Origin of the sequence: Parabacteroides sp. Y3-G-102 (assembly GCF_023656845.1) — a bacterium.
In the GTDB taxonomy this organism is placed as follows: domain Bacteria; phylum Bacteroidota; class Bacteroidia; order Bacteroidales; family Tannerellaceae; genus Parabacteroides; species Parabacteroides distasonis.
This window is the reverse complement of record NZ_JAMOKU010000002.1, coordinates 105,645-117,303: the sequence shown is the minus strand read 5'-3', so window position 1 is coordinate 117,303 and position 11,659 is coordinate 105,645. Positions and strand designations below refer to the sequence as shown.

Here is an 11,659-nt window from a genome sequence, read left to right as displayed (position 1 = left end):
GACTGACAGTTGGTGATTCCTGCATGTTGCTTACCATCTCTCAAAATTCCAATTGGAACCTGGTTCTGTAATAATCCAGAACCTCCCGTCCATCCATCGAATCGTCTGTAGAGAAGTAAAGCTGCCACTTGTCTGTCCTCCCGTCCATCGGATACCAGATGGCTAAGGAAACATACCTTTTGAGAGCTTTTGCATATACCCTCAATCCGTATAGCTTTCCTTTGTTCACCTCGTATTCCTTGCACCGGGTCAGATCCAGATTGGCAAAGTCGATTTTTCCGTCAAACCACTTTGGATGGCCACGTTTTCCTGTTTTCTGTTCCAATGTCGGATAGTACAGGATTACGTCATTCCGAAAGCGGCTGATGACATGGAAATCGTTCTCACACATAGGCGTTATGAATGTTTCCTTGGAAAAGAATGCGTCTGCAACCACCGTTCTTGATATGCTCTGTATCTTGTCTTTTCTACTGATAAGATAGCTGCTGTACCAGTCAACGAGGTTCTTGTCCATATTATCCAAGGTTTTACAATCCGGTGTCTGAATGGAACCTAAAGTCATGCATTCATGGTTGTCGATGTCTATGACACCGATGCCCATGATTTCCAATCCACGCTTGTACTCTCCTGCACAACCAGACCAGAAGTAACCTATCCAAGGTGTCTTCTTGCCTGATTTGGAGATATAGGAAGGATCGATGGCGATGGCTTTTCTTTTACCTGTGAGATGCTTGCTGATGATAGAGCCGTTGAACGCAAACCAGTCGAAAGTTTCATGCTCAAAAAGGTTACGGTAGGTCTGTTCCGAAAAACGTCCATACCTACCCAATTGGAGGAAGTTTATACGATCAGGGATGGCCATGAATAATTTCATTGCATCCATGAACGTTTTTTCAAAAGGTTTGTGTATATTCACGACTGATTTGAGAGCCGATAGGCACTCGGATTGGTATTGCATAAGGAGTGTTTCTTTAGTCATAATCAGAAGAGTTGGGAGACTTCTAATTTACTAAAAATCAACGAATTATACAATACTTTCCACCTTTATTATCAGCAGGTTAGCACTCTTTTTTCAGTACATTTCTTCATGCTTAACCATTCGTTTTTGACAACATTTCAATGACCTCTTTAGTGTTTTCGAACCAGCTTTTGCCGGTTCTATTGTTTAACTTTTAATTTTTCGGTAAAAATTTACCGAAGTATTGTAAATTTCAAAAACAATAAATCAAAATGAAAAGTTCAATCAAAAAAATGTCAGCACTGCTGACGATGATGGCTGTCGCCATCCTTACTTTCACCTTCACCGCTTGCAGCGATGATGACGATCCTGTGACGGAAGTGACTTACACCTACGGCTTCTCCAGCATGTCGGCCTCACACCCCGACTTTCTCGAAGAGATGGGGAAAATAGAGAACGCCTTCCAGTCAGCCCTCGGTATCACCGGCAAGCTCTTCACCAAGAAAGGTACGATAGAAGAATGTGACAAACAGGTTTATGAGGCTTGCCGGAAAGCATTCGATTCGCTCAAAAGCGAGGCCTGGCAAGGGGATTACACCTTCCAGGTTACGAACGTAGGAACAGGCAAGGTGGTATGCACGGCTACATTCTGTGCCGACAACGAAAACTTTATATAGTTTTATTAGCATGACCTGTTGGCGGAATTAAAATAGCGCATATTTAACTCTGCCAATAGGCTTTTCATTTTTGTAGTTAATATATTGAAGGATTGTAAGTGCGCTAATCTTCCCAATAATCCGGGCAAACAATCCATCTGTATCTTTCGCATAATTCCTTATAATCATAAACTGGTCACACAATTGCGAGAATAGGGTTTCAATTCTTTTTCTCGCTTTGGCAAAAGCTGGGAATGTTGGCTTCCATTCTTTTTGATTACATCTGTATGGTACCTCCAATCTGATATTGGCAGTTTCAAACAAATCCAATTGCACTTGGGCACTTATATATCCTCTGTCCCCTATGACTGTACAATTACTATAATCCACTTTCACATCCTTCAGGTAATGAATGTCATGCACACTTGCCTTAGTGAGGTCAAAGGAATGGATGATACCACTAAACCAGCAGACTGCATGGAGTTTATACCCATAATAATACATGCTTTGTGATGCGCAGTATCCTACCCCAGGTGCTTTTCTAAAATCCTTCTTTCCCATACTGCAACGTTTGGAACGGGCAATACGACATACTTCTATCGGTTTCGAATCAATACAGAAATAGTCTTCACCACCATCCATTTTAGAAACCATTCTTTCTCGGATTGCATTACATAGGGAGGAAGTTATTTTACGCCTGTCATTGTATTGTCGGCGGGAAATAAGGTTGGGTATTTCAACCCTATATTCCTGTAGCTTTGCAAACAACAGCGACTCACTGTCAATACCAACAGCCTCTGATGCCATGTTCAAAGCCACTACTTCAAGGTCTGAGAATTTAGGGACGACTCCTCGTCTTGGTACATTCCCGGATTCATTGACTAAATTGCCGGCAATTTGCTTGCATATGTTCAGTAATTTTGCGAATATTGCATATAAGTTGTGCATACGATATTTGTCTATTAAAAGTTTAGTCACCTTTAATTTACTAAATATCAACAATATGCACAACTTTTTAAACATAAATCTTTTATAATTTATAGGTATAGGCGTTTAGAGCGCACTACATTCACAGCTGATTATCAGTCAGTTTTCTTTTGACAAATCATTCGACGAAGTAGCATATCGAAGATTGTGTCCATATTATTACGGCGGTTGAACCTGAAATGATACTCGTCAAGGTATCCTTGAAGATGCTCTTTGGAGCAATGGTGGTGTATTCCACGCAACCATCCCTTTATGTTCATGATGTGAATATGAATCTGTGGATGCCCTTTGCCCTTATCCGAAGGGCGTTGCTCCAATTTTGGATAATCTTTCTTTAACGGCAGGTAGCCTGACCATTCATCGGTTATGACTTTTGCGTCCTTTGATATGTATCTGTCGAAGAACGGACGAAAAGAACTTGCCGAAGCATCATCTATCACTTGGGCATACGCACGTCCCACGCCGTCTCGGACAATCTCCAACGCGACTATCACAAGCTTCTTTTTGCCTTCCGTGCTTCGTCCAATGATTCCTTCCTCTTCTCCTCCGATATAAAACTCATCGACATGCACCTCTCCTTTAAGAGGATAATTACCGCTGCTCCGCATGGCTTTCTGTATCTTACGCTTGAATTCCCATACGGTTTTCTGACGCATACAATATTCTTCCGCCAGTTCCAAAGAGGACATCCCTTTCTTCTTTGTCGATATTTTGAAGGCTATGTGGAAAGCGTAGACAAGCGGGAATTTTATCTTGTCGAACATGCTTCCGCTGGTAACGCTCTCGTCATACTTACAGCGTGTACAACGGCGAGAATAGGGATATCTGTCATTGCAATAATTGGTATGACCGCATTTCTTGCATTTGAAGCCGTCTGCCCACTTTATCGAGGACAAGTACTCAAGGCATGAGGCATCATCGGTAAAACGACTATAAAATTTGATTGATTCCACTCCTTTGAATTTATCGCGTTGTTCCATGCCTGCAAAAGTAGGCAAAATCCATAAAGTTAGTGCGCACTAAACGCCTATACCTATAATTTAATTCCGCCAACAGGTAGTAATACTAATTTTTAGATGTTACTCCCTGTTTAAAAGGATTTATTTCACTTTATATTTCTGTATCTCTTGTATCATTTCTTTGACATCCTCTCCAACTTGTACAAAGTTCTTGTAAAGGATGCGTTCTCGTTCATCCCTTGATTTGAAGGTGTAAAACTTGGGAAGCGGTACATAGCCGGCTTCCTCCTTTTTTATCTCCTTCATGTCGAAATCCGTCTTGCAGTAGAACTTGGAGGTCTTGAACTCCTCGCTTTCCTGAATGTTCATGCTTCCACCGCTTCCTGTTTTTGTCTGCACAAAGTCACGGGCTGTCTGGCCGCATATCCATCCGGTCGGCATATCGGAAATTTTGGATGCAGGAACGAGGCTGTCCATGTTCTCATTCAGGTTAATGGAGGTTTTGTCCCGGTCAATGGTAACACCTTTTTTGAGCTGTACCACCTTGCCGAAGATGTCGGAAGACAGCCATTCCAAGGTCTCTTTGGAACGGGCTGAACCGCTGACCACATTGCCGACAGTGGTGATAATCTTCTGCATACCCACCTTGCCATAATCCGCTTCAAGCTGCGGCAATTCCTGAAACCCCAACGCTACCGATACCTTGTTGCTTCGAGCCGTACCAATAAGGCGGTCTATCTTATGGAAATACAGGGTAGGCAACTCATCCACGATGATGCTTACCGGGATATTCTTGCCTTGTCCCGTGTTCACTCGTGTAACCAGACGATTGAGAATAAGGGCGTTGAGTGCCCCGATAATGCTTTCCATTTCCGGGTCATTGGCTATCAAGAGATAAGAAGGGCTTTTCGGGTCAGAAACTTTCAAGTCGAAGTCATCACCGTCCTTGTGGAATATCCAGTAACTTTCCTTGGTGGCAAGGCGCGAGGTATAGACACGCAGCGTACCTATCATGCCCTCCAATTGCTCCATTGCCTTGTTCTTCAGAGCGGTTTGAAACGGACCGAGCAACGGTGCCACCTCGTTGTCGGTCTCTAACACCTCGAAAATGGTCTGGTAACTCTCATTGAGGAATGACAGGATATGTGGCATATCGGAATACTTTCCGAGCCAATAAGCCGGTTCCACTTCCTCGCCTGCGGAATTGAACACCCGTCCGGTGGGTATCATCCGCTTGGTCTGTTTGTCCTGTACCTTCTCTGCCGTGAGCATATTTCCGTCCTTGTCGTATGGCTCTTTGCCCCAGTTGCAGAAGAAATAGATGCAGGCAGCCAAGAAGTTGACAGCGGATGTCTGAAAGAACTGGTCACTGCCACCGCCTCCTTCTTTCTTGCCTTTTTGTAAGGACTCAAGCAGGGTTTCTGCGGTTTCAGATGCGGCAGCAAGATTGTTGATGTATTTCAATTGGATAGGATTTACCCTGCGGCTGTATTCCACATCAACGAAATTGATGATGTTGAACTTGCACCCCTTGGGCAGCTTTCCGAGCTTCTGGTTTTTCTTATAATGATAGTACAATTTGGTCGCCAAAGTCGGAAACTTATAGTCGTAAACAACTAAGGCAAAACCTTTTGCTGAGTGTTGCCGGATAAACGGTTCGATAATGGAGAAAGTCTTGCCGGAACCCGGTGTACCGACTACCCATGTGCCTCTGAACGGATTGCTGATGTTCACCCAACCTTTGCGGAACTTCCCCCGGTAATAGTAGCGCATGGGGATATTGACCGAATACTTGTTCTCCTGCAACTCCCGGCATTGTTCAAAACTCTCGTTTTCAAAATTGAAACGGTCTTTGAGCAATCCCTCTTTGAGGAACTTGGAAATGTTGTCAAGGGCGATGTGAACCAGTACTACACCGATTACTGAGGCAAGCATATAAAGCCAGATGTTCAACCGTAAAGTGTAAAGCCTTGTTTCCATCGGATATCCGAACAACCAAACAGACAATACAACCAGCCCCATACCTATTATGATAGGATAAAGAACTTGTTTCCGTGCATTGAACTCCAGTTTCTTCTTGTTCCTTGTCCCTATGCAGGTGATGCATATAAGCAGGAACGTGGCTAACTTGCTATACGCGAGATTCCCGTCATTGTAGATTACCCACCGCTTGATACGCCCGTGTATGTCGCAGAGTATGCCGCCCCAATGGTCAAGCATGGCCGGGTCAATGGCATACTCGAAGAACTCCAGCAGAATGGAGACATAGATGACCGAACGGAATATCTTGTAAAATCCTTGTAACTCTTTGCTTTCTTCCATTTCGTTTCCCGTTATTCGCTAATTCTTGTGTGTTCTGATTTTTAATCTCTCAAAGTAATGATTGCACGTACCTTGTGCGCCTGTGTCTTGGGTGTTTCCTGCATCGAGCCACTTCCCATGGAATAGAGCCATGCTTTCGCCTTTTCCTGCCCGGCCACTTCCGTACTCGTCCAGTACCAGCAGTCATCGGCAGCATCGGGCAGCTCGTCGCCACCGCACATCCTGATGATGGGGTTTATCTGGCTCTTGGCATTATAGAGCATCCGCATCTGCGCCACGGATGGGATATAGGACGACTGTCCATACCGCCACAGGGCGAAGACCGCTTCTGCCATAGGCGAGGTGGTTTCTCTGGTGTCGTAGATTGCAAAGGTGTTCTCGTTGCCGTCCAGTGCCGTGATGTCAGCAGATGTGCGTTGGTTTACCCCTATGCTATCTGCAAAAGCCTCCGGTGCCAAGTCCCACAGGTAAACCGCATAGCCGTTGCCTTCAATGGCTTCGTCGTGATTGACATGGAACACCACGGCAATAGGCTGTTTTTCGGATTGCTTGAAGTCTGATACCGACAACACTTTGCCGTCCGTACACAGGATATGACAGGGTCTCATTGCCGTGTCTGGGAAATCCCGGTGTGCGTCACAGGCCACGAATAACGTGACGATAGCCAACAGGCTGAATAGCCTGAAAGCGTTTATGTATAATTTCTTTTTCATTTTCCCTTAGTTTAGAGGTAATTTTACACCTAAGACAATGCCTGTGCGGAACAGGTCTTCTCCTTTTATCATCAAATCGGTTTTCACCTGGCAGAACAGCCTCCAGCCACCTCGAAGCACGTAATTGTGTTCATAGCCGAGGTGGATGCCGCCCAAGAACCGGTTAGTGTCACTCCCGGCCGATGCCCCGATACGGACATTGCCATAATGGTTGCGACCACGCGCTACACAGGGCTTGTAGGCGACACCGAACCCATAGCTGCGGTAATTTTTCCAGAATGATTCCGGACAGATATGCTTGCAGGAGGCGCATTCATCCCATTTGAGATAACCATTGGCAAAAAACTCCCACGTGTGGTGGTATTTGCCCTCATGTTCGTATAAGAGGGTGAGATCCAGCCCGTTTTGATACAGGCAACCAACACCCAACGAAAGACGGTCACTGTTGCTTTGCGCTTTACCGTTCATGGTAAATGTTATTACCGTGACCAATACCAATAATATCTTTTTCATCATTCCTCCTCCAATAATACACGGTTAAACGAATCGGCTGAAAGCACATCCTCGTAGTCTATATTCAAATGTATGTTCCTGCCGCTTATCTGTTTCTCGGTCATTTCAATGGTCAGTACCTTGTCGTTGGGGAAGGTCATTTTCTTCAACACGATGACGTTACGGTAGCCATGACGGAATGATTTCGCCTGTTCAAGAACCAATGCCGGAGTCAATTCGACAATCTGCGCATTGGTAGCCTTGGTGACTTTCTTGTCAGCGAGTTTTACCCGGATCTCGTCAATGTCAAAACGGATGTTTGTCTTGTTCTCAATGGAGATATCAATAAAAAAGTAATCTCCGACCGCATAGATGTTGTTCAATCTCATCGTCATGCGGTGTTCCCGGCTTCTCACGTTGCGGTATTTGGCAGGAGAGTTCCATATACGCCTCGCAAACTGTGTCATATCCGCCTGTGACATACTCACGGCAGGATTGTTATAGGCGTTACGTTCCCGGAACTCGATTTCCTTGTCCGTCACGGCTTCCTGCATCCTTGTGGTATAGAGCAGCGCATACTGGGTGCGGTAGCGTTCCGTGACAATGGTGACGACGGCCAGTATCTCACCGTCCTCGTGTCCTGTCTCCTTTGGCTTCAGACGGATCGTGTTGTTTATCGGTTGGTCACCGACCACTTTGTCCGTGGAAATATCCACGAAACGTATAGGTTCGGAAGCGGTAATGACCGTGGTCACTTGCTCGTTGACGGTCAGTTGCTCCAATTCCTCGTAAGTCTGCTGGGCGAATGTAGGCAGGCTCGACAATGCCGCCGTTAGTCCGATACAGATAGTCTTGATAATCTTCATATCTATGATTCTTTGAATGGTTATTTACTTTGTGTTTCTTTTTTCCTTGCTGTTGATGATATAGACAAACGTACCATATTTCAGGTTGACCTTGTTCTTCTTGATGTTCTTGCTGATGGCGTTGCTCGTCTTCTGGTAGGCATCCTGAATAGCCTGCATTCCCCATTGGGTAAGGCTGTTGCCATTACTGCCGGTATTCATGTTCATGTTGCTGTTGAACGCTCCGCTTGCCACATCTTTTGCGGTTTCACGGAATGAACTTGACGGCACATACAGTCCCTCCAGTCCGTCGGTATCATAGAGCGAAAGGCTGACCTTGATGATTTCATCATTCACCAGTACGCTGTTAATGATTCCCTTGACCCTCTGCGAGGAAAAACCGCTCATGATGGCATAGAGATAAGAACCGCTTTTAACCACCGTCTCATTGATTTCCACATCATCCAAAAGCCGAAGCCTGACACGGCTTCCGTCCACGGCCTTGACATCCTCGTCTATAATCGCCTTGATCAGATTAGGCTCATGCTCGTTTTGGGCAATGGTGTTGAAATAGTCGGAGGTCACTTTTACTTTCTTGACCATTTCACCCGGTTCTTCGTTTTCGTAAGGAGCGTTTACCGCCCGGCTGTCTTCATTGATTGTTCCGCTTGCGGACACTCCGGTTTCCGTGCGTTGTTCGAGACTGTCTTCTGCAAGCGGTTCAACAGGTTCCACCTGTGCCTGCGCCTTTAGTCGTGCTTCCGCGAGGGCACGCTCCAGTTCTTTGAGGGCTTCCTGCTCTCTCGCTTTGGCATCGGCAGCTTCCTCTGCCTGTAATTTCTGCTGTTCCAGTTCACCCAAGAAGGCAATTTCGTCCTGGCTGTACTGCGATTCGTATTTTTCCTTGTCATCATCGGGTTCGTCTCGTTCTATGTTATCCACAGCCGTGTAGTCGGCAATCTTGCCCCACGACTTTGCCATGTTCTCGTATTTGCTTCCTATGCCGTCGCCGCCCTTGATGGTGGCATCGGGCAGGTCGGGATTCAGGAACTCCGTGGTCTGGAGTGTCTTGTCGGCTATCTCTGCCTTTTCTGCATTGAAGAGGTCAAAGATGAAATAGGACGCGCCCAACAGCGGAATATACAATATGGCAGGAAGCATATATTTGGGCTGCCTGAAATTGATTTTCTCGAATATCCTTTTCATCGTTGTCTGGTTTGGGTGGGTTCAACAATGGGAGCAACCGGCTCCTTGTGGCGTTCTCTGAGCAGGCTGTCCTGCATTTCTGTAGCACTTCTTATCTCCTGACCATGCCGATAAGCCTTGGTCAGCCGATAAATGTTGAAGGTGAATGTGCCGATTACGAAACCGAATACCATGACAAGGAACAGTATCTTGTTCCTGTTGGCAAAGCCCTGTATCTTGGCGGCCAGTTTGTCAAGACGTGTCGCCTGGGCGAATTTGCGACCGGCATTCACATCACGCTCGTATCTCTCTTTGTATTGTGGATCGTTCTTGTCCGGCATCTTTTCGCCGAACAGCATCCTGCGGAATCCTTTGGTGTTCATATCTGTAAATTTTAATAGGTTGCTTTCGTTTTCTGTTCGATGTCTTTATTGAGGAGGGTACGCCAATTCACGATAAGCAGTCCGTGCGGATTGTTCTCGGTTCTCGGCACTCGTTTGAGTTGCCCTGCCGTCACCAGTTCGCGCATCAGGATGTTGCTTCTGCGCTCGATACGCTGACGACCGTAATAAGTGAACTCCATATTGCTTTTGTCAAACCGCACACTGTCGCAGTAAATGGAGAATACGGCACTCGTTCCCAAGATGTTGGAGTAAAAGCCTTTCTCTTTGAGCGTGTTGTACTGTGCAAGTCCGGTCTCGTCCACCAGGTACATCGCCTTTTCCATCGTGTATTTGATGTACTTGTCATCGGGAGGAAGCGTAAAAAAGAAGTGGTGGACTTTCTTTATATATTATTGTAAACAACAGTGTTACAATATATTGAAGTAGTCATAAAGTATAAAAGTAACAAATTAGACACAGCGTAGGTGATTTATACGAACTCAAAGGAACTTTGTTATGTAGCATTATATAATGCTATATGAACTATACTTGGCAATAGATATAAGGTATATAACAGAGAAAATCCGTGGATTAGCAATCTGACAAGCAAATTATTTTATTCTGAGTATCAGTGTTTTGTTTTTATCTTTAATAAATAAAATCATGTTAGAAGCAAGATTTTAAAAAATCCGAGATTTATTGTAATAGAACAACAATTAAAATTCATAAACAATGAACAGATTCAGATTAACAACTTGTGTTTTGGGACTTATAGTCCTGACTTGCGCATTGCAATCATGCGTAGATGACGATGATGACAGTATGGCACAACGGCGGCCAACTGCGTTAGTAACGGTACGCCCAACTGATGGTGGCGCATTTACGTTACAGTTAGACAACACGACAACCTTGTATCCGTCGAATATGAAATCCTCACCATTCGGCAATAAGGAAGTGAGGGCATTGGTCAATTACACGGATGATGGTAATGGTGGAAAAGTCCGTAACGTGTACATTAATTGGATGGACAGTATCAGAACGAAAATGCCTGTTCCGAATCTCGGAACGGAGAATGATGCCCGATATGGGAATGACGCTATTGAGATAGTGAAAGATTGGGTAACAGTAGCTGAGGACGGATATTTGACCTTGCGCATCCGTACACAATGGGGAAGGGTTAACAACAAGCATTATGTAAATCTGTTGACAGGAATAAATCCCGATAATCCTTACGAACTGGAATTGCGCCATGACGCAAAAGGAGATATAGGCGGCAGCATGGGTGATGCGCTAATCGCTTTCAACCTTAATGACCTGCCCCCAAAAGACAAACAGAATGTGAAACTGAAACTCAATTGGAAATCATTCAGTGGAAAAAAATCCGCAGAGTTCGACCTTTATTTACGCCCCCAGAAACAAAGAGATTATACTGAGAATATAAACCACATTCGATGGGTGGAATAAAAAAATGATATTTTTTCGATTTTCCATGCAAGATTTCAAATAAACCCGATTTAATGGGTTGAGAGCTCTCAAGAAATTAATCAAATAAATACAATTTAAAAAGAAAAGAAAAATGAAACAAATGAAATTCCTTAAATTTGCAGCTGCAATGCTGTGCTGCGTGTTTGCAATGACTATTGTATCGTGTGACAAAGACGATGATGATGCGCCAACACCGTCTGCTTTCAAATTCAATCCCGCTAAAGTTGAAGTAGCAGTAGGTGCAAGTGCAAATGTAACCGTAAGCGGTGGAACAGAGCCTTACACAGTCGCATCGAGCGACGTGAAAACCGCAACTGTAAAGGTCAGCAAAAACATCATAACTGTAACAGGCGTAAAAGAGGGTAAGGTGACACTGAACGTGTCTGACAAGAACAAAAAGGTCGGTATGCTGGCCGTTACGGTAAAGAAAGTTACCGCATTGGAGCTTGACAAGAAGGCTGTAAATGTAGCCGTAGGTAAAGAAGAGACCGTTACGGTAAAAAACGGAACAGCTCCTTACTCGGCTACGGCAAAAGACGCTTCCATCGCTACAGCAAGCGTAAAGGATGGCAAAATTACGGTCAAAGGTGTGAAAGCCGGTACAACCACGATTACTGTGACCGATAAGAACAAGTTGAACGGAACTATTTCGGTCACCGTAAAGTAAGGTACTC

12 protein-coding genes and 1 pseudogene are annotated in these 11,659 nt (G+C 44.9%); 3 read left to right on the top strand and 10 right to left on the bottom strand.

The genetic code is table 11. The annotated features are described in order from the left end of the window. Positions 1-40 precede the first annotated feature (40 nt). Positions 41-979: a hypothetical protein gene (locus NBH16_RS01700; RefSeq protein ID WP_250788002.1), complete on the bottom strand. Its 939-nt coding sequence runs from the start codon at positions 977-979 to the stop codon at positions 41-43. Positions 980-1,230: 251 nt separating this feature from the next. Here NBH16_RS01700 and NBH16_RS01695 point away from each other — a divergent pair, with 251 nt between their 5' ends. After that, positions 1,231-1,635: a hypothetical protein gene (locus NBH16_RS01695; protein ID WP_005832157.1), complete on the top strand. Its 405-nt coding sequence runs from the start codon at positions 1,231-1,233 to the stop codon at positions 1,633-1,635. A 27-nt stretch (positions 1,636-1,662) separates the two neighbouring features. Here NBH16_RS01695 and NBH16_RS01690 read toward each other — a convergent pair whose 3' ends face one another. From NBH16_RS01690 to traK, 9 genes and pseudogenes are all read right to left on the bottom strand, one after another. After that, on the bottom strand, positions 1,663-2,637 hold the full coding sequence (locus NBH16_RS01690) for an IS982-like element ISPrsp2 family transposase (RefSeq protein ID WP_250788001.1): 975 nt from the start codon (positions 2,635-2,637) through the stop codon (positions 1,663-1,665). A gap of 59 nt (positions 2,638-2,696) precedes the next feature. After that, positions 2,697-3,581 carry an IS1595-like element ISPrsp1 family transposase gene (locus NBH16_RS01685; protein ID WP_009017594.1) on the bottom strand — a complete coding sequence of 295 codons (885 nt, stop codon included), beginning with the start codon at positions 3,579-3,581 and terminating at the stop codon, positions 2,697-2,699. Between the two features lie 120 nt (positions 3,582-3,701). Continuing rightward, on the bottom strand, positions 3,702-5,882 hold the full coding sequence (locus NBH16_RS01680) for a type IV secretory system conjugative DNA transfer family protein (RefSeq protein ID WP_122205102.1): 2,181 nt from the start codon (positions 5,880-5,882) through the stop codon (positions 3,702-3,704). Positions 5,883-5,923: 41 nt separating this feature from the next. Next, entirely contained in the window at positions 5,924-6,595 is a 672-nt protein-coding gene (locus NBH16_RS01675; RefSeq protein ID WP_196009355.1) for an Lcl C-terminal domain-containing protein, read from the bottom strand. A gap of 6 nt (positions 6,596-6,601) precedes the next feature. After that, positions 6,602-7,111 (bottom strand): hypothetical protein, encoded by a 510-nt coding sequence (locus NBH16_RS01670; protein WP_196009354.1) that lies wholly within the window; start codon positions 7,109-7,111, stop codon positions 6,602-6,604. After that, on the bottom strand, positions 7,108-7,953 hold the full coding sequence (gene traN / locus NBH16_RS01665) for a conjugative transposon protein TraN (RefSeq protein ID WP_149941844.1): 846 nt from the start codon (positions 7,951-7,953) through the stop codon (positions 7,108-7,110). The genes NBH16_RS01670 and traN overlap by 4 nt, the downstream gene beginning before the upstream one ends. A 24-nt stretch (positions 7,954-7,977) precedes the next feature. Then, on the bottom strand, positions 7,978-9,138 hold the full coding sequence (traM, locus tag NBH16_RS01660) for a conjugative transposon protein TraM (RefSeq protein ID WP_250788000.1): 1,161 nt from the start codon (positions 9,136-9,138) through the stop codon (positions 7,978-7,980). Further along, positions 9,135-9,500, bottom strand: coding sequence for a hypothetical protein (locus NBH16_RS01655; protein WP_008775159.1), 366 nt, complete (start codon positions 9,498-9,500; stop codon positions 9,135-9,137). Before NBH16_RS01655 ends, traM begins: the two co-directional genes overlap by 4 nt. Before the next feature lie 11 nt (positions 9,501-9,511). Next, positions 9,512-9,895 (bottom strand): annotated as a pseudogene (traK, locus tag NBH16_RS01650) (conjugative transposon protein TraK); the annotation flags it as partial. Between the two features lie 337 nt (positions 9,896-10,232). Between traK and NBH16_RS01645 the strand changes: the two are divergent. Together NBH16_RS01645 and NBH16_RS01640 are read left to right on the top strand one after the other, a co-directional pair. Further along, a complete protein-coding gene (locus NBH16_RS01645; RefSeq protein WP_227713510.1) occupies positions 10,233-10,964 on the top strand; it encodes a NigD1/NigD2 family lipoprotein in 732 nt (243 codons plus the stop codon). A gap of 112 nt (positions 10,965-11,076) precedes the next feature. Further along, a complete protein-coding gene (locus NBH16_RS01640) occupies positions 11,077-11,652 on the top strand; it encodes a hypothetical protein (protein WP_227713511.1) in 576 nt (191 codons plus the stop codon). Positions 11,653-11,659 lie beyond the last annotated feature (7 nt).

Excerpts from the sequence above, each read along its gene's own strand:
- NBH16_RS01700 (WP_250788002.1), bottom strand. The coding sequence starts at position 979 with ATGACTAAAGAAACACTCCTTATGCAATACCAATCCGAGTGCCTATCG.
- NBH16_RS01695 (WP_005832157.1), top strand. The coding sequence starts at position 1,231 with ATGAAAAGTTCAATCAAAAAAATGTCAGCACTGCTGACGATGATGGCT.
- NBH16_RS01690 (WP_250788001.1), bottom strand. The coding sequence starts at position 2,637 with ATGTTTAAAAAGTTGTGCATATTGTTGATATTTAGTAAATTAAAGGTG.
- NBH16_RS01685 (WP_009017594.1), bottom strand. The coding sequence starts at position 3,581 with ATGGAACAACGCGATAAATTCAAAGGAGTGGAATCAATCAAATTTTAT.
- NBH16_RS01680 (WP_122205102.1), bottom strand. The coding sequence starts at position 5,882 with ATGGAAGAAAGCAAAGAGTTACAAGGATTTTACAAGATATTCCGTTCG.
- NBH16_RS01675 (WP_196009355.1), bottom strand. The coding sequence starts at position 6,595 with ATGAAAAAGAAATTATACATAAACGCTTTCAGGCTATTCAGCCTGTTG.
- NBH16_RS01670 (WP_196009354.1), bottom strand. The coding sequence starts at position 7,111 with ATGATGAAAAAGATATTATTGGTATTGGTCACGGTAATAACATTTACC.
- traN (WP_149941844.1), bottom strand. The coding sequence starts at position 7,953 with ATGAAGATTATCAAGACTATCTGTATCGGACTAACGGCGGCATTGTCG.
- traM (WP_250788000.1), bottom strand. The coding sequence starts at position 9,138 with ATGAAAAGGATATTCGAGAAAATCAATTTCAGGCAGCCCAAATATATG.
- NBH16_RS01655 (WP_008775159.1), bottom strand. The coding sequence starts at position 9,500 with ATGAACACCAAAGGATTCCGCAGGATGCTGTTCGGCGAAAAGATGCCG.
- NBH16_RS01645 (WP_227713510.1), top strand. The coding sequence starts at position 10,233 with ATGAACAGATTCAGATTAACAACTTGTGTTTTGGGACTTATAGTCCTG.
- NBH16_RS01640 (WP_227713511.1), top strand. The coding sequence starts at position 11,077 with ATGAAACAAATGAAATTCCTTAAATTTGCAGCTGCAATGCTGTGCTGC.